The 15,582-nt window shown below is 68.7% G+C and carries 20 protein-coding genes and 1 pseudogene; 8 read left to right on the top strand and 13 right to left on the bottom strand.

Annotated elements, in window-relative coordinates; genetic code table 11:
• The first annotated feature begins 330 nt into the window (after nt 1-330).
• Nucleotides 331-681, top strand: a complete 351-nt coding sequence (locus F8566_RS40575; protein WP_225993956.1) for a hypothetical protein — start codon at nt 331-333, stop codon at nt 679-681.
• A complete protein-coding gene (locus F8566_RS40570; RefSeq protein ID WP_151568053.1) occupies nt 678-1,052 on the top strand; it encodes a hypothetical protein in 375 nt (124 codons plus the stop codon). Before F8566_RS40575 ends, F8566_RS40570 begins: the two co-directional genes overlap by 4 nt.
• A gap of 349 nt (nt 1,053-1,401) precedes the next feature.
• Here F8566_RS40570 and F8566_RS40565 read toward each other — a convergent pair whose 3' ends face one another.
• From F8566_RS40565 to F8566_RS40520, 12 genes and pseudogenes are all read right to left on the bottom strand, one after another.
• On the bottom strand, nt 1,402-1,746 hold the full coding sequence (locus tag F8566_RS40565) for a hypothetical protein (protein WP_151568051.1): 345 nt from the start codon (nt 1,744-1,746) through the stop codon (nt 1,402-1,404).
• Nucleotides 1,743-1,976 carry a hypothetical protein gene (locus tag F8566_RS40560; protein ID WP_151568050.1) on the bottom strand — a complete coding sequence of 78 codons (234 nt, stop codon included), beginning with the start codon at nt 1,974-1,976 and terminating at the stop codon, nt 1,743-1,745. The genes F8566_RS40565 and F8566_RS40560 overlap by 4 nt, the downstream gene beginning before the upstream one ends.
• 96 nt (nt 1,977-2,072) lie before the next feature.
• Complete coding sequence (locus F8566_RS40555; protein ID WP_225993966.1) at nt 2,073-3,020, bottom strand: hypothetical protein; 948 nt, start codon at nt 3,018-3,020, stop codon at nt 2,073-2,075.
• Nucleotides 3,021-3,074: 54 nt separating this feature from the next.
• Nucleotides 3,075-3,260 (bottom strand): annotated as a pseudogene (locus F8566_RS53160) (helix-turn-helix domain-containing protein); the annotation flags it as partial.
• A 64-nt stretch (nt 3,261-3,324) separates the two neighbouring features.
• Complete coding sequence (locus tag F8566_RS50435; RefSeq protein WP_192810105.1) at nt 3,325-3,495, bottom strand: hypothetical protein; 171 nt, start codon at nt 3,493-3,495, stop codon at nt 3,325-3,327.
• Nucleotides 3,496-3,809: 314 nt separating this feature from the next.
• Nucleotides 3,810-5,819: a hypothetical protein gene (locus F8566_RS40550; protein ID WP_151568046.1), complete on the bottom strand. Its 2,010-nt coding sequence runs from the start codon at nt 5,817-5,819 to the stop codon at nt 3,810-3,812.
• Nucleotides 5,819-6,190: a hypothetical protein gene (locus F8566_RS40545; RefSeq protein ID WP_151568044.1), complete on the bottom strand. Its 372-nt coding sequence runs from the start codon at nt 6,188-6,190 to the stop codon at nt 5,819-5,821. Before F8566_RS40545 ends, F8566_RS40550 begins: the two co-directional genes overlap by 1 nt.
• 3 nt (nt 6,191-6,193) lie before the next feature.
• Nucleotides 6,194-6,526 (bottom strand): hypothetical protein, encoded by a 333-nt coding sequence (locus tag F8566_RS40540; protein WP_151568042.1) that lies wholly within the window; start codon nt 6,524-6,526, stop codon nt 6,194-6,196.
• A gap of 328 nt (nt 6,527-6,854) precedes the next feature.
• Entirely contained in the window at nt 6,855-7,670 is an 816-nt protein-coding gene (locus tag F8566_RS40535) for a DUF2637 domain-containing protein (RefSeq protein ID WP_151568040.1), read from the bottom strand.
• Nucleotides 7,667-7,936, bottom strand: coding sequence for a hypothetical protein (locus tag F8566_RS40530; RefSeq protein WP_151568038.1), 270 nt, complete (start codon nt 7,934-7,936; stop codon nt 7,667-7,669). Before F8566_RS40530 ends, F8566_RS40535 begins: the two co-directional genes overlap by 4 nt.
• The gene (locus F8566_RS40525) at nt 7,933-8,280 is read right to left on the bottom strand and encodes a hypothetical protein (protein ID WP_151568036.1); all 348 of its coding nucleotides are present in this window, start codon (nt 8,278-8,280) and stop codon (nt 7,933-7,935) included. The genes F8566_RS40530 and F8566_RS40525 overlap by 4 nt, the downstream gene beginning before the upstream one ends.
• 168 nt (nt 8,281-8,448) lie before the next feature.
• Nucleotides 8,449-8,829, bottom strand: a complete 381-nt coding sequence (locus F8566_RS40520) for a YraN family protein (protein WP_151568034.1) — start codon at nt 8,827-8,829, stop codon at nt 8,449-8,451.
• Between the two features lie 114 nt (nt 8,830-8,943).
• Here F8566_RS40520 and F8566_RS40515 point away from each other — a divergent pair, with 114 nt between their 5' ends.
• Nucleotides 8,944-9,867 carry a tyrosine recombinase XerC gene (locus F8566_RS40515; protein WP_151568032.1) on the top strand — a complete coding sequence of 308 codons (924 nt, stop codon included), beginning with the start codon at nt 8,944-8,946 and terminating at the stop codon, nt 9,865-9,867.
• 82 nt (nt 9,868-9,949) lie between these two features.
• Here F8566_RS40515 and F8566_RS40510 read toward each other — a convergent pair whose 3' ends face one another.
• On the bottom strand, nt 9,950-10,720 hold the full coding sequence (locus F8566_RS40510; RefSeq protein ID WP_225993955.1) for a M23 family metallopeptidase: 771 nt from the start codon (nt 10,718-10,720) through the stop codon (nt 9,950-9,952).
• Between the two features lie 307 nt (nt 10,721-11,027).
• On the opposite strand from F8566_RS40510, the gene rpsB reads away from it, so the two are divergent.
• From rpsB to F8566_RS40485, 5 genes are all read left to right on the top strand, one after another.
• On the top strand, nt 11,028-12,014 hold the full coding sequence (gene rpsB, locus F8566_RS40505; RefSeq protein ID WP_151568030.1) for a 30S ribosomal protein S2: 987 nt from the start codon (nt 11,028-11,030) through the stop codon (nt 12,012-12,014).
• Nucleotides 12,015-12,113: 99 nt separating this feature from the next.
• Nucleotides 12,114-12,950 (top strand): translation elongation factor Ts, encoded by an 837-nt coding sequence (gene tsf / locus F8566_RS40500; protein WP_151568028.1) that lies wholly within the window; start codon nt 12,114-12,116, stop codon nt 12,948-12,950.
• A 334-nt stretch (nt 12,951-13,284) separates the two neighbouring features.
• A complete protein-coding gene (gene pyrH / locus F8566_RS40495; RefSeq protein WP_151568168.1) occupies nt 13,285-14,019 on the top strand; it encodes a UMP kinase in 735 nt (244 codons plus the stop codon).
• A 63-nt stretch (nt 14,020-14,082) separates the two neighbouring features.
• A complete protein-coding gene (gene frr, locus F8566_RS40490; protein ID WP_151568026.1) occupies nt 14,083-14,640 on the top strand; it encodes a ribosome recycling factor in 558 nt (185 codons plus the stop codon).
• On the top strand, nt 14,640-15,530 hold the full coding sequence (locus tag F8566_RS40485) for a phosphatidate cytidylyltransferase (protein ID WP_151568023.1): 891 nt from the start codon (nt 14,640-14,642) through the stop codon (nt 15,528-15,530). The genes frr and F8566_RS40485 overlap by 1 nt, the downstream gene beginning before the upstream one ends.
• The last annotated feature ends 52 nt before the right edge of the window (nt 15,531-15,582 follow it).

Raw genomic sequence — 15,582 nt, 5'->3', positions numbered from 1 at the left:
ATCGTTCCCGTGTTCACGGCCAAGACAGAAGCCGAACTTCACCTACTCGAACAGGACACGAACCTACGGTTGCTGTGCCTCCGTCACCACAGGTGGAAGACCAGCAGCGACGCAGGCAAGGAATCCCAACGCCGACGACCCAAGCGCAAGCGTGATCCCGAACGCCATCCCGGCCTCATCGACCCGGACAACTCATGACCAGCGACTACACAGGGTGGGGAGTGATCTTCCCCCGGGGGTCGCTGGCACCCGCCCTCGTATAGCGGCTCGCCTTGCCTGACCCCTGAAACGATCGGAGTGCCCGGTATGTCCGATTCTCAACTACAGAGCGTGCCCGACGAAACGGGCCCGTCTGGGCGCCGTCTGTGGACGTCGGTGCTGTCGGTGTTCGAGCTCGACGAGCACGAGATGGCGCTGTTCCGCGAGATGGTCCGCACGGTGGATCTCCTGGACGAGCTCGACGACCAGGTGCGGCAAGACGGGCTGATGGTGCCGGGTCCGGGTCTGACGCAGCGGGTTCATCCGGCCGCGGTGGAGGCCAGGCATGCGCGTATCGCGCTGGCGCGGTTGTCCGCGTCGCTGCGGTTGCCGTCTGGGATGCCGGGTGAGGAGCAGCAGAACGCACGGCAGCGCCGGGTGGGTGTGCGTGGCACGTATGGCGTGCGGGGTGTGGTGTCGTGAGGCTTCGTGCGGAGTTGCGGGATTTCCCGCTGTTTGAGCGGCCGGCGGAGGTGTGGCGGGCGATGGGGGCTCCGTCGTTCATGTGGGATGACGTGGAGGCGTTGCGGGTGGCTCGGCTGGTGACGCGTGAGGGGTTCCGGCTGGACGGGCCTGAGTTCGACTCGTTCCGTGGGCAGGCTGAGCGGCATGTGGTGCGGCGTTTCCGGCGTGAGGTCGCGCGTTGGGTGCTGAGGCAGCGTGGCGCGTTGACGGAGCGGGAACGGAACCGGATCGAACGGTGGCCGTCGTCCATTGAGCGGCGTGTGGCTCCGAAGTCGTGGGTTGAGGGCGTGTCGGTCGCTGAGATAGCCGCGGGGCGGGTGCCGCGGTGAGGCTCCGGAATCCCGAGAGGGATTGGCATGACCGCGCGGCCGGCCTGGTGGCGATTGCCGGGTACGGGTTGGCGCTTGATGCGGACGCAGGCTTGATCGCGCTCGGCGAGCTCGAGGAGCTGGTGGCGCGTCATCGGCTGCTTGCTCTGCCGGTCGATGTACGGAGGTCCGGTGACCCTGTCCGGGCTCTGGATGAGTGGGCTACACGTGTTGGGCTGTGACCCACTTGAGTGGGGTGCAGGTCCACGCGGGGCGGCGCCGGCCCTAGTAACCGGCGCCGGCCCCGCGTCGTGGGCCGTGGCCCTGGGCGGGGTTGGGGATGTGGTCACCCATCCAGGGCCACGACGGTCTAGCGGGTGTGTTTGGCCAGGGTCGACAGGATGAGGCGGGATGCGCGGTCGCCGTAGTTGACGCGGCAGATGAGCGTGCCGGTGCCTGCCCAGGCCCACCAGCGCCACCCGGATTCGCCGACTTGCCGTACAACGAGCTTGGGGTGCGGGTGTGGCCAGTTGGTGCCGCGTGGGGGGATCAGCTCGACGTGGTCGCCGCGGTTGGTGACGGACCATCCTTGGCGTTCGAGTGAGATCCGCAGCATGTGGACGCCGACCGGATCGGGAGGTAGAGACGTTGGCGACGAGCCTTCGGCATCCTTGGCGCGGTTGTCTCGGCTCGCCGCCCCCGCCCGCTTCATCATGGAGTGCCGTCCGTGACCTCGGCGAGCTTGGCGTGCAGTTCATCCGAGGTGTCGGCTTCCACAGCTGTGACGAAGTGGTCGACCAACCGGCCGGTGACAGGGTCACGTTCGGGGTTCCGGGTTGCCCACCACCGATCACGATTGGTCGTGATGATGGACCAGCCGGGGAAGTCTCGGCGTAGCGCGGCTTTGATCTCGTCGGTGCCTGCCGCTGGTCTCGTCTGCGTCACACGACACAGGCTTTCGCCGAATCAACACACAGACCACGGACGGGGTGTCCGGGTGCCAGTGGCCGTATCCGGCCGCACCCGGACGTGGTGTCCGGGTTACCGGTCGACGTCGACCGCGCGAGCCAGACGACGCAGGCCCGGGGAGAGCCGCCGTGTCTCGTTCACCAGGTCGCCGACCAGCGCCCGCGCCGGCCCCTGGTGCCGGAACCACTCCGGCGAGATCGACTCCGCCTCCTGCAACGTCGCTTCGGCGGTCACGTGGTGGCTGGCGTCGACATGGGACGACGCGACGTCCAGCAGATGCCGCGCATAGCTGATGTCGTACAGGTCACCGCGTTCTACGCGCTTGGCGGCCTTCAATGCTTCGCCGGGCTTGTGGAGCATCGTGTACGCGTGTGTGGCCTGCATTGCCACGGCGGTGGGCCCGAAGTTCACTTCGTAGTCGTGGCGGTCGTGGTCGAACCGCCCCACTCCGGTCCGTGCGTACCCGATGTACTCCCGCACCTCATCGGTTCGCTCCGCCGCGGCGGCGCTGGCCAGGCCGGTCAACACCAGGCCGCCCCACGCCGTCAGGTGCGGCAACGGTGACCGGGTGAAGTCCGGTTCGATCTGTTCGGCGACGCGCAGCGCGTGCCGCTCGGCGACGTCCAGGCGGCCTTGGTGGTGGACGCACCACGCCCATGTGCCGTGCATGGTGCCCCACAACAGCTGGTCGTCGCCGCCGGTGGAGGCGTGGATTGCGCGTTCGGCGGCCATCACGGCCAGGTCGTCCTTGCCCAGGTGCACGAGTGTGCACGCGGCGAGCTGGTAGGACTGCGCGAGTGGCTTGGCCGCGGCCGGCCCGTGCTCGCGGGACGCCATGCGGGTTTCGGCGAGCAGGCCCGGCAGCGTCGCAGCCAGGCGGGAGAACCGGCCGCCCCAGTAGTCCAGCCAGCCGCCGCGGACCGCGCGTTCAACGTCGGGCAGCGCGGGCGGTTCGGTGTCGTCGTCGGTGATGCCGGGCAGCAGGCTCGGCGACAGGATCGCGTCTCGTACAGACAGCACCCGCGCATCTTCGCTGGGATCGAGCCGTGGCCGCTTCCCAATCAACGCAGATGGGTCTACATCGAGCGCTTTGGACAGCTTGACCAGTGAGGAAACCCGGGCGGATTCACGGCGACCTTGCTCAAGCTTGCCGATCAGGTCGACCGATACTCCGGCCGCTTCGGCGAGTTCCTCTTGGGTGAGTGATTGGTCCTTGCGGAGCTTCTTGAGTCTCGCGCCAATCGTTGTACGGTCTGACATAGGCCCTGCGCCCTTCCGTGGAAGCCCAGACAACTCCCACGGTAGGCGCAGGGCCTAGCGCATGTCAGGTGCCCCGGTTCATCTCGCGGTCGTGCTCGACGGCGTCAGCGTGCCGGTAGTCGTCCGCGGTGGCGTCGAACGCGGGTCCGTCGACGTGCTCCGTGCACCTGGTCTGTCCGGGACGCGGAGCGTTGCGGCACCACTCCCGGCGGACGGTGATCTCTTCACAGGTCATGGTCTTGTCCTTCTTTCGGGCTGCAGAGTCCCGAGCCGCGCCATGCCTTGCCATGCCCTGCCAAGGGTTCCGAGTGTACGCCGGTCGAGCGTCTGTGACGGTTCGGCGTGACGCGGGGCGGGGGTTGGGGGAGGGAGTGTGAGGTCAGCGGGTGTGTCACGGCGCGTGACACCTGCCCGTGACACCCGCGTGACAGGTACGCGTGACACCCGCGTGACAAGATCAAACACGTGCCTGCGCATGCGTCCCACGCGCAGCCGTACGCACGCGAAAAGGGGCCCCGCCGACCGTGACGGGGCCCCTTGCCTGTCGGGCTAGACGCCTACAGGGGTCCGGTCGAGCGCCTCCAGGTCGTCGATGCTGTAGACGGTGGTGGACGCGGAGTCGTCGGCGACGATGACGCCCATGGCCTGCAGCTCCTCAATGACCTTGTACGTCCAGCCGCGGGACGTCATCCCAGCCGCTTCCCGGAGCTTCCTGAGCTCAGGGTCTCCGGCCGTGAAGGTGGGTTTGCCGACTGCGGAGCGGTGCCGGATCCAGTCGTGGACCAGGCCGCGCGCCGCGGCCGGCGGCATCTTCTGCCCGGACGGGGCGGGGATGACGAACCGGTCGGCCTCGTCGCCGGTGGGCTCACGGACCTCGTCGTCAGGGCTCGCGGTGACGGTCGGGTCTGGGTCGTCGTCGGTCTGGTACTCCTCAACCGGGTTGTCCTGGTCGTCGAGCAGCTCGTCGTCGTCCTCGTCGGTGCCGGCGGGCATCGGGATGGCGACGGCCGTGGTCCCGACGAGCCGAGCGGTGAACTCGTCCACCGTCTTGGCTGCGGCCGGCCACTGCGCGGCGTGTGCCTTCATGGCTGCGTTGGCTTCCCGGTCGGTCTTGCCCCACGAGAACGTGCGCAACGGCATCGCGTAGCGCGTCTCAGCAATCCCTGGGACGTCCAGGAACGCCATTCCGGGCTGGTGGTTGCCCCACAGCTCCGGAGACGCCCCAGCCTCCTTCTGACGCTCGCTAAGCCCGAACCCGGCATCGTCGGACTCCATCACGCCAAAGCACATCTTCCCGAGCTGCCCGCGGACGATCGTCGGGCCTTGCGTGTAGTCCGACCGCTGATAGGACAGGATCACCGACCCGCCCGCAGAGCGGATCTCCTTGACGACCTCCTCGAACTTGTCGGCGTCCCTGCTGCCCAGCGCAGCGTGGAACTTGGGGAACTCCTCGATCCACAGGTACCAGTACGTCAGGCCGCAGCCCTTCGCCCACTTCTGGTAGCCGTGCTCGGCCAGCCGCTTGGTGCGCTTGGGGATCTCGGCGTGCATCTTGCGGACCAGGTCGACCGCGCCGGCCTTGGTCGTCTCGAACCGGTGCAGGCCGTTGCGCATCGGTCCGAACGTCTGGGTGTCCTTGGACATGTCGATCGCGAAGATTGCGGCGTCGTACCGGGTCATGATCTCGGCACAGTAGTTCCAGCACCCGCCGATCGACTTGCCGGACCCGATGGCACCCATGGTCTGCATGTAGTGCCCGATGAAGGTGTGCAGGACATCGGACATGTCTTGGTACAGGCCCGGACGCAGCGGTTCGGCGATCGACCCGCCTGGCCGGTAGGGGCCGATCCACGGAAGCGGCTTCTTCATGGTCCGAGGGTCGGTCACGGTGACGTGCATGCGGGACGCGTCGTCTTCGTCCTCAGCCAGCACCACCGACCCGGGCGGGAACTGCAGCCCCGACTCCATCCGGTCGACCGACTTCAACGCGTCACCCTGGGTCTTCTCCCCGGGCGGGAGCTGCATCTTGCCCTTGATCGCGTGTTCGGTCACTTCGGTCGTGCGGACCGTGCCGTCGTTGAGTCCGAACTTGCCCTTGGACCTGTTGAACAGCCACGCCAACGGGTCAGTGATGCCTTCGGCCCCGGGCTGTTGCCTGATCAGGACCCGTGCGTTCCAGAACACCGCCAGGTAGCCGCCGCCGAAGAACCACGCGGCCAGCGTGAACCCCGACGTGGGGCCGGTGATGGTGGCGACGGTGAACCACAGCGACGCGCCGCCAGCCGTGACGGTGGCGTGCATCCGCCCGACTGGGCCGCGGCTGTGGGCGATAAGCCACGTGAATGCGGCCAGCGCCACCGACGCGAACGTCCCGAACATCGTCGCCCACACCACCGCCGGCGGGTCACCCCACTTGGCGTGAGAGACCGCACCGACGACCATGAGCAGGATCAGCACCACGTACGGCGGGATCAGCACCCCGATCCGCGACACGGCCGCCACGGTGATCCGCTCCATGGTGGCGTCCCCTGCGATCTCCAATGTCTGTTTGCGTGCCATTACAGGTCCACCTCCCCTGTGTACTTGGCTTTGCTGGTGTCGCCGCGCGAGTCGATGTCGAGGAACTCGCGCCGGTACTGCAGGTTGAAGCGGACGGCCTCCGCTGAGATGCCTTGAGCCAGGTCACGGGCCCGCGCCAGATGCCGAGCGACGCGCCGGGCCCGCCACCTGACGTTGAGGTGCTGCAGCCGCGGGTGGAACCGCAGCTTGAGCATCGCCGAATGCGCGGCCGTGGCGCCGACGTCCAGCTCTGACGCCATGTCGCGGGCCAGGCGCTGTGTCTGCTTGGCGTACTCGCTGACGCTTCGGGACACGCGGTCGTTGAACTCGATGTCTCCGAGCGATTCGATGCGCCGTTCACCCGATCCCATGCGTCACCACTTGTCCGATGCGTTGATGAAGTGCTGCACGTACGCCTGGTGGAACCGCAGACCCTCTTGCGAGAGGCCGTAGGCGAGGTTCTGCGCCCTGCGGAGCCGCTTGGATACGCGCCGGGCCCGCGCCCTGACGTCGACTCCGAACAGCAGCGGGTGGCCCTTGAGTGAGGCCATGGCGGCTTCGGCGTCGTTGGCTGCCTGGCCGAGTTCGAACGCCCACCGGTGGCCGAGCGCGAACAGCTCTTGGCCGTAGTCGTGGAACGCCTCACCGAGTGACCCGTGGAAGGGGATTTCGGCGAGTTCGGTGATGTTCTTGCCTCCGCGGCTCATCGGCGGTGCCTCCAGGTGATCGGGGCCCGGTACCGCGGTGCCGGCACTTGAGCGCCGAGCGCGAACCCGAACCCGATGAACGCGACGACGGCCGCTGGCGCGACGGGTGCGGCCAGCAGCTCGTGGAAAAGCAGGTACAGGGCTCCGGCGAAGCACCCGGCAACCAGCAGGTGATCAAACAGGCTGGGGCGCCAACGGCGCGTGCGGGTACGCGTACCTCGCCGCGTACTCCTGCGCTGAGTCATGATGAGGGTCCTCCTTTGATTGAGGGGGACCTGGCCCCGGGCGTGCTGTGGAAGGTCCACCCGGGGCCAGGCAATGGGGGGGGTTACTGGGCGGGTACGCGTACGCCGTTGGCGAGTTCGGCCAGGTACGCCTGTACCTGCTGCGCTCGCGGCTGGCCGCATTTGAGGGCCCGGCGGATGGGACGGATGCCCGGCACCTGGCCCTCGTCGAGCTCGCTCGCGAACACCTCGCGGGCCCGAGCGAGTACATCGGCGGGCACGTCGAGTACGGCGTGTACAGGCTCGGGCTCTGATACCCCATTAGGTTCTGATGGGATTTCCGGCTCCGCGGCCTCGAGCGCGGGCAGTGGCCACCAGGACAGCGCCGGCGTGTGCGGTTCGGGCTCAATGTCGTCCCACAGCGCGTACCCGTCCGCCACGGGCTCCTCTGCAGCGGCGGGAAGGGTGTCGCCCCCGGATACCCCGTGCCGCTCCTGAGCGCTCCCCAGAGCCAGCAGCGCGAACGACGCCACGACCATCAGCCCGTCGACTGCGAGCGGCCCAATGGTCGCGGTGAGGTCGTCCTCGCCGTACGCCTCCAGCAGCGCGGCCATGTGCCGGTAGGAGACGACCGCAGCAACGCCGGCGACGACCGCAGTACCGCCGTAGCGGGCAGCGACCCAGCCCCACGTGGACGGCCACTGGACCCGGCCGAGAAGCTCGACCACCAGGAGCAGCGCCAACGGGTAGAACGCCGCCGCCAACTGCGCCCCGAACTCCGGCTTCCACGTCTCCGCGGTCTTGTGCGCCTCCTGGAGGGTCTCCGGCGACGGGTAGTAGGTGTGGGCGACGTTCGCTGAGATCGACACGGCTACGCCCAGCAGGAACGCGCCGGTTGCCCAGATCTTCGCCGGGTTCACGCTGCGGCCTCCTCTGCGTGCTCGGGGAAGAACCGCGCGAGGAGTTCGCCGACGACGTCACGCCGCACGGCCGCGTTGTCCGCGGCGGGCAGGCCCGCGGGGCGCTCGTAGGAGTGCCCGGAGAACGTGACGCCGGCGAACTCGCCGGCCTGCACGATCGGGAGCACGGACAGGTCGTCGCAGGCGATGCCGTGCGCGTCGAGGACGGCCTGAAGGTCGTCGTGCAGCGCGCTCAGGTTGAGCCGCTCGGGCATGGTCGCGGTCATCGGCCGGCCCCCTCGCGGTAGTCGAGGGACACGGCCTCGCTCCACGTGGCACCCGCCTCGATACGCCGGCGCGCGGCCTTCTGCGACACGTAGCCGACCGGCTGGTGCTCGGCGAGCTTCTCCTCCAAGTACGAGACGGCGTCGTCGATGTTCGGGCACCCCGAGCCAAGCAGGCTCTCCAGCATCACCGTGACGTGCATGACGCGGTCGAGGAGGATCTTGGTGCGGGTCTCGTCGTGCTCGACGGTCGCCGCGTGCGGGATCGCGATCCCGTCGAGAACCGCGAGGATGATCTTCACGGTCTCGCTGGGGAGTATGTCGTTGGGCGTGGGATGATTCGTCATTGGGTTCGGACCTTCCTAGTGGGCTTCCGGATCAAGGGCTCGGCCGGTGCTTCCATCACCGCGTCCGGGCCCGTCCTACGTTCGGCGTCGTGGTTTACGACCACTGACGTCGACCATGAAGCCGTCGACGCCCACCAGGGCCACGGAGCGGGTCTTGGCCAGCGCCACTCAGATCACCCCGCGCAGATGCTCGATCGTGAAGCCGTCCACGACGTTGCCGGGCGCGGGGCGGCGGGGCGGCTCGGTCAGGAGACAGATGGCATCGACCCTGACGGCTGAGCCCGCGATGCCGTGCCGTGCGGCCCATCGCCAGGCCAGCCGCCGTAACCGGACCGCCTTCTCCTGCGTGATCGCTTCGAAGGGGGTGCCCAGTGCGGCGTTCTTGCGGGTCTTCACCTCACAGACCACGTGCTGCCGTCCGTCATGGGCGACGATGTCGATCTCGCCCTGGCGGCACCGCCAGTTGCGATCGATGATCGTCCAGCCGAGTCCGGCCAGGTAGACGGACGCCGCGTCCTCGCCGCGCTGCCCGAGGGTCATGTTGTTCATGGTCGATACCTCCGGCCTTCGACGTTGCCCCGGGCCGGGCTCGGAAGGAAGTCGAACGGAATTCTGGGGATAACTCGGCCTTGGTGCTTGCTTGACGCGGTCGGGGGCGACAGCGTGACCGCTGTGGATGGTTCGCAGGCACCCTGGGCGCGTGAGGCACTCGCGGATTTCGAGCTGCATCTGAGGGCTGAACGTGATGTGTCGCCCCACACGTTGAGGGCCTATCTCGGTGACCTTGCCGACCTGTGCCTGTACGCGGCGAACGTGGGTGTGGGCGAGCCCGAGGGGTTGGACGTCGGGGTGCTGCGAGGCTGGCTGGCCCGCCAACACGCACTTGGCCGTAAACGAGCCACGCTTGCCCGCCGGACTGCCGCGGCCCGTGCGTTCACCCGCCACCTCCATAGGAGGGGCCTGATTTCAACGGATCCCGGACTTCTGCTGGGCACTCCCAAACGGGAGCGTGACCTGCCTGCAGTGCTCACGCAGGGCGAGGCTGCCCGGTTGCTGGACGAGATGGAGGCGGAGGGGGCGCTGGGCCTGCGCGACCGCGCGGTCCTGGAAGTGCTCTACGGGACTGGCGTACGTGTCAGCGAACTCTGCGGCCTGGACATCGACGACTTGGACACCGCTCGGAGAACGGCGCGGGTGCTGGGCAAGGGCGGCCGCGAACGTACGGTCCCCATGGGCGAACCGGCGGCACGGGCCGTCGCGGACTGGCTGAGGCGAGGCCGTCCCGCGATCGTCACCAAGGACAGCGGGCCCGCGCTCTTCCTGGGCGCGCGGGGAGGGAGACTCCACCCCACCAGCGCCCGGCGCATCGTCCACACCCGTATCGGGGAGGTCGGCGTGCCAGACCTCAGCCCGCACGGTCTCCGGCACAGCGCGGCAACGCACCTCCTGGAGGGAGGCGCCGATCTCAGGAGCGTCCAAGAGATCCTGGGCCACGCATCGTTGCAGACCACCCAGATCTACACCCACGTCTCAGCAGAACGTCTCAAACAGGTGCACCGCCAAGCCCACCCTCGCGGTGCTGAATAGCCGCCTTTCGGAGGCTCTCTCGGTGTGCCTGGGGCGCGGGCCTCGGGGTTGCGAGGGGCGTCTCCGTAATGGCCGTCGGGGGTTAGGGCGACGGGGTTTGGCGTTGGCGGCGCTGGCGGCGTTCCTGGGTCAGGTCGATTACGCCTGTGGGGGGCTTGCGGCGCGTGAGGGTGCGGGTGGTGCGCCAGGCGAGGGAGCAGGCAAGGGCTAGGAGAATTCCGGCTATCGCCCCGCCTGTGGCGGTTGTCGCGTCGCGGAGGTCTAGGCGGGGTTCTGGTTCGTAGGGCGGTGGCTGTTCGGGCTTGGCGTCTGCGGGTGTGGGTTCGGACGGCCATAGGGGGAGCAGGCGGATGCGGGGGCGGACCAGGCTCAGGGGATCCAGATAGGTCGCGTCCCTCAGCAGGCCCCAGTGAAGACAGGGTTCGGCGCAGTGAGAGCTCGCCTCCAGGACGCCTATGTGCGCGCCGGCCTCGACCGGGCGGCCCAACGGGAGCTGGGATCGTACGGGCAGGTAGGTGGTGCGGACGGGGCCGTGGTTTATGGCGATCACGCCTCGGCCGGCCAGGCGGCCGCTATAGGACACGCGGCCGGGGCCTGCGGCGTAGACCGGTTGACCTGGGCGGGCGGCCAGGTCGACGCCTCGGTGGCCGGAAGACCAGGGGGCCGGTGGCGGCGAGAATCCCCGTACGATCCGGGGCGCGGGTGGTCCTAACGGCCAGCGCCACGCGTCCGAGGCGGGCATGCCCCATGCCTCTGGCGCGGGCATGCGCCATGCTTCCGGGGCGGGCATGCGCCGCACGTCCGGGGCGGGCATGGTCGCGGCGCAGGCGAGCAGAAGTGTGACGAGGGTCATGTCCGGCAGGCTGCCTCGACGGGGCCGCTCGTCACCAGGCCCGGACCGGATTGTGGAAAACCCCCGGGCGGCCACCTCCGGTCGATTCCACGTGTACGGCGGTCATCCCATAGACTTGGGAAACGGTCGCGTGGGTGCTTACCCGAGCGACCGAATTCACGCGCTCCCTGGCCACCTGCTTCTGACAGGTGGGGCACGGCCTCTCGGTCCGTCACCACGGTGACGGAGGGGCCGAGCCGGGCGCCGGCATCCAACCGAGAACGTGGCCCGGAAAGAGCGAACCGGGCCGGACAGGAGAACACGGGCAATGGCACCCGTCGTCACAATGCGGCAGCTGCTTGAGAGCGGCGTCCACTTCGGCCACCAGACCCGCCGGTGGAACCCGAAGATGAAGCGGTTCATCCTCACGGACCGTAACGGCATCTACATCATCGACCTGCAGCAGTCGCTGTCCTACATCGACCGCGCCTACGAGTTCGTCAAGGCCACGGTCGCCCACGGCGGCACGATCCTGTTCGTCGGCACCAAGAAGCAGGCCCAGGAGGCCATCGCCGAGCAGGCCACCCGGGTCGGGATGCCGTACGTCAACCAGCGTTGGCTGGGCGGCATGCTCACCAACTTCTCCACCGTCCACAAGCGGCTCACCCGGCTCAAGGAGCTGGAGGAGATCAACTACGACGACGTCGCGGGCTCCGGCATGACCAAGAAGGAGCTTCTGGGTCTCCGCCGCGAGAAGGACAAGCTCGAGCGCACCCTCGGCGGTATCCGCGACATGGCGAAGGTTCCCAGCGCCATCTGGATCGTGGACACCAAGAAGGAGCACATCGCCGTCAACGAGGCCCGCAAGCTGGGCATCCCGGTCGTGGCGATCCTCGACACCAACTGCGACCCCGACGAGGTCGACTACCCGATCCCGGGCAACGACGACGCGATCCGCAGCGTCAGCCTGCTGACCCGCGTGGTCGCCGACTCCGTGGCCGACGGCCTCATCGCCCGCGCCGGCGCCGCCTCCGGCGGCGACGAGAAGCCGGCCGAGGGCGGCACCGTCGCCGAGCCGCTGGCCGAGTGGGAGCGCGAGCTGCTGGAGAACAAGGAGCAGGTCGGCACCGAGACCGCCAAGGCCGCTGAGGCCCCGGCCGCCGAAGCCCCGGTCGCCGAGGCCACCGAGGCCACCGGGGGCGAGGCCGCTCCCGCCGCCGACGCTCCGGCCGCCGCTGAGGCCCCTGCCGCTGAGGCCCCCGCCGCCGAGGTTCCGGCCGCCGAGGCCCCGGCCACCGAGGCCGAGCAGGCCTGACGACGACGTGGTGCCCCTGGGGCGGATGTACGCGGCGTGCGGCCGCCCCGGGGCCCGTCTCACCAGCAGACTTCCATCCCGACAGAGACGAAGAAAACGATGGCGAACTTCACCGCCGCTGACGTCAAGCGGCTCCGTGAGCTGACCGGCTCCGGCATGATGGCCTGCAAGAACGCTCTCACCGAGGCTGACGGCGACTTTGACAGGGCCGTGGAGATCCTGCGCCTCAAGGGCGCCAAGGACGTCGGCAAGCGCGCCGAGCGCACCGCCGCCAACGGCCTGGTCGCCGAGCGCTTCGACGGCACCGGCGACGGCGCCCTGCTCGAGCTCAAGTGCGAGACCGACTTCGTCGCCAAGAACCAGGCGTTCATCGAGCTGGCCGACCGTCTGGTCGAGTTCGCAGCCAAGAGCGAGGCGACCGACGCCGACAGCCTCAAGGACCTGGAGATCGAGCCGGGCAAGACCGTCCAGGCCCTGATCGAGGAGAACGGCGCCAAGATCGGCGAGAAGCTGGAGCTCGGCCGTTACGCGCACTTCCAGGGCGCGTACGTGGCCAGCTACCTGCACAAGTCCGACCCGCAGCTGCCGCCGACCACCGGCGTGCTCGTCGAGCTCGACACCGAGAACGCCGAGATCGCCAAGGACATCGCCCAGCAGATCGCGGCGATGGCGCCCAAGTACCTCACCCGGGACGAGATCCCGGCCGAGGCGGTCGAGAAGGAGCGGGCGCTCGCCGAGCAGCTCACCCGCGACGAGGGCAAGCCCGAGCAGGCCATCCCGAAGATCGTCGAGGGTCGCGTCAACGCCTACTTCCGGGACTTCGTCCTGGTCGAGCAGGCGTTCGTGAAGGACGGCAAGAAGACGATCGCGAAGGTCCTCCAGGAGGCCGGCGTGAACGTCAAGCGCTTCGCCCGCTTCAAGGTCGGCCAGAGCTGACGCTCGCCGCTTAGAGGCATTCTGGGAACAGGGACCCCGCAGCGCCCGCCACAAGCACGGCGTTGTGGGGATTCCCCGGATCTGGGCACAGGTCGCAGGAGAGCCCGGGTCCGGGGACGACCCCCCGAGAAACAGGGACCGACAGATTACGAAGCCGCGATACGAGGAGGCCGCCGCCGTGCAGGAGAAACCGAACGCTGACACGACGGCGGCCGCGTCGTCTCCACAAACGTCCGGTACGTCCGGTGCGTCCACCCAGGCCGCCCCGTCCGGCGCCCAGACCGTCTCGCCGAGCGCCGCGGGCGCCCCGGCCGTCTCGTCCGGCGCCCGTGGCGTGCCCGCAGGTCACAAGCGTGGCTGGAAGCGCGTTCTGCTGAAGCTCTCCGGCGAGGCGTTCGCCGGACGCGACCCGCTGGGCATCGACCCGGAGGTCGTCCAGCACGTGGCCGAGGCGATCGCCGAGGCCGTGCGTGACGGAGTGCAGGTCGCGGTGGTGTGCGGCGGCGGCAACATGTTCCGCGGCGCCGCGATGGCCGAACGCGGCATGGACCGCGGCCGCGCCGACTACATGGGCATGATCGGCACCGTGATCAACTGCCTGGCCCTCCAGGACTTCCTGGAGAAGCTCGGCCTCGACACCCGCGTGCAGACCGCCATCACGATGAGCCAGGTCGCCGAGTCCTACATCCCGCGGCGCGCCATGCGGCACCTCGAGAAGGGGCGCGTGGTGATCTTCGGGGCCGGTCTCGGCCAGCCGTTCTTCTCCACCGACACCACCGCCGCGCAGCGCGCGCTGGAGATCGGCGCAGAGGCGGTGCTGAAGGGGACTCAAGTGGACGGTGTGTACGACGCCGATCCGCGAAAGAATCCGGACGCGGTCAAGTTCGACCGTTTGGATTACGGTGAAGTTCTACAGCGGGGCCTGAAGGTCATGGACGCCACGGCCATCAGTCTCTGCATGGACAACGAACTGCCCATCGTGGTCTTCGACCTCATGGGACAGGGCAACATCGTCCGGGCCGTCCGGGGTGAGAAGATCGGCACGCTGGTCAGCCCGGCCGAGGGCTGACCGGAGCCGAGCAGGCACCGGCGTTCAGGTGACATTGGCCGATCAGATGACACGGGAGTCGAAGTGATCGACGAGACCCTCCTCGAGGCCGAGGAGAAAATGGAGAAGGCGGTCGCGGTCGCCAAGGAGGACTTCCAGGCCATCCGCACCGGCCGGGTCACTCCCGCCATGTTCAACAAGATCACCGCGGAGTACTACGGCACGCCGACACCGGTCAACCAGCTGGCGTCGTTCACGCTGCCGGAGCCGCGCATGGTCATCGTGCAGGTCTTCGACAAGTCGTCCATGCAGGCTGTCGAGAAGGCGATCCGCGACAGCGACCTCGGTGTGAACCCCACCAACGACGGCAACGTCATCCGCGTGGTCTTCCCCGAACTCTCGGAGGAGCGCCGCAAGGAGTTCATCAAGGTCGCCGGCGGCAAGGCGGAGGACAGCAAGATCTCCATCCGCAACATCCGCCGCCGCGCCAAGGAGACCCTCGACAAGCTCGCCAAGGACGGCGAGGCCGGCGAGGACGAGGTCCGGCGTGCCGAGAAGGAGCTCGAAGACACCACCCACAAGTACGTGGCGCAGGTCGACGAACTTCTCGAGCACAAGAAGGCCGAGCTCCTCGAGGTTTGATGGAACTGGACGCGTCCGGGGAGCCCGAGGGCTCCCCGGGTGAGCCGGAGGCACCGCGGACGCCACCCCCGGCCCACACGAAGACCGGGCGTAACCTCCCCGCCGCCATCGTTGTCGGCGTGGCCCTGGGCGCGCTCGTGCTGCTCTCCCTCTACACCGTCAAGACGATCTTCCTGGTCGTCATGGTGGTGTTCCTCGTCATCGGCCTGCGCGAGCTCACCGACGCGTTCAAGGCCCGCGACATCCGGGTCCCGCTGATCCCGCTCGCCCTCGGCCTGGTCGCGGGCGCGATCACCGCGTACGGCTGGGGCCCCGAGCCGCTGGTCGCGGTCACCGCGCTGACCATCCTCACCGTGCTCATCTGGCGCATGGCCGACGGCCCGGCGTCCGGTTACGTCCGGGACGTCACCGCAGGCGTCTTCGCCACCGGCTACCTGGTGCTGATGGGCGGCATCGTCGCCCTCCTCATGGAGCCCGCCGACGGCGACCACCGCATCGTGATCTTCATCGCCACCACCGTCGCCAGCGACATCGGCGGCTACTTCGCCGGGACCTTCCTCGGCAAGCACAAGCTGGTCCCCGCGATCAGTCCCAAGAAGACCTGGGAGGGCGCCGGAGGCGCCGTCCTGGCCTGCATGCTCGTCGGCGCCTGGCTCGTCGCCTGGCTGCTGGACGGCCATCTCTGGGAGGGCGCCGTCATCGGCGCCGCCGCCGCGGTCATCGCCATCGCCGGCGACCTCATCGTCTCCATGATCAAGCGCGATCTCGGCCTCAAGGACATGGGCACCCTCCTCCCCGGCCACGGCGGCGTCATGGACCGCCTCGACTCCTTGATCGCCACAGCCCCCGTGGTCTGGATCCTCCTGGAACTCTTCCTCCCCTCCACCTGAACCCGCGCTCACCTGGACCGCGCTCACCTGGCGGCTAGGGCCCCTCGGCTGG

The sequence above is a fragment of the Actinomadura rudentiformis genome, from assembly GCF_008923185.1.
Taxonomy (GTDB): Bacteria; Actinomycetota; Actinomycetes; order Streptosporangiales; family Streptosporangiaceae; genus Spirillospora; species Spirillospora rudentiformis.
Note: the sequence above shows the minus strand (reverse complement) of the source record. Positions and strands in the feature narration are given on the sequence as shown.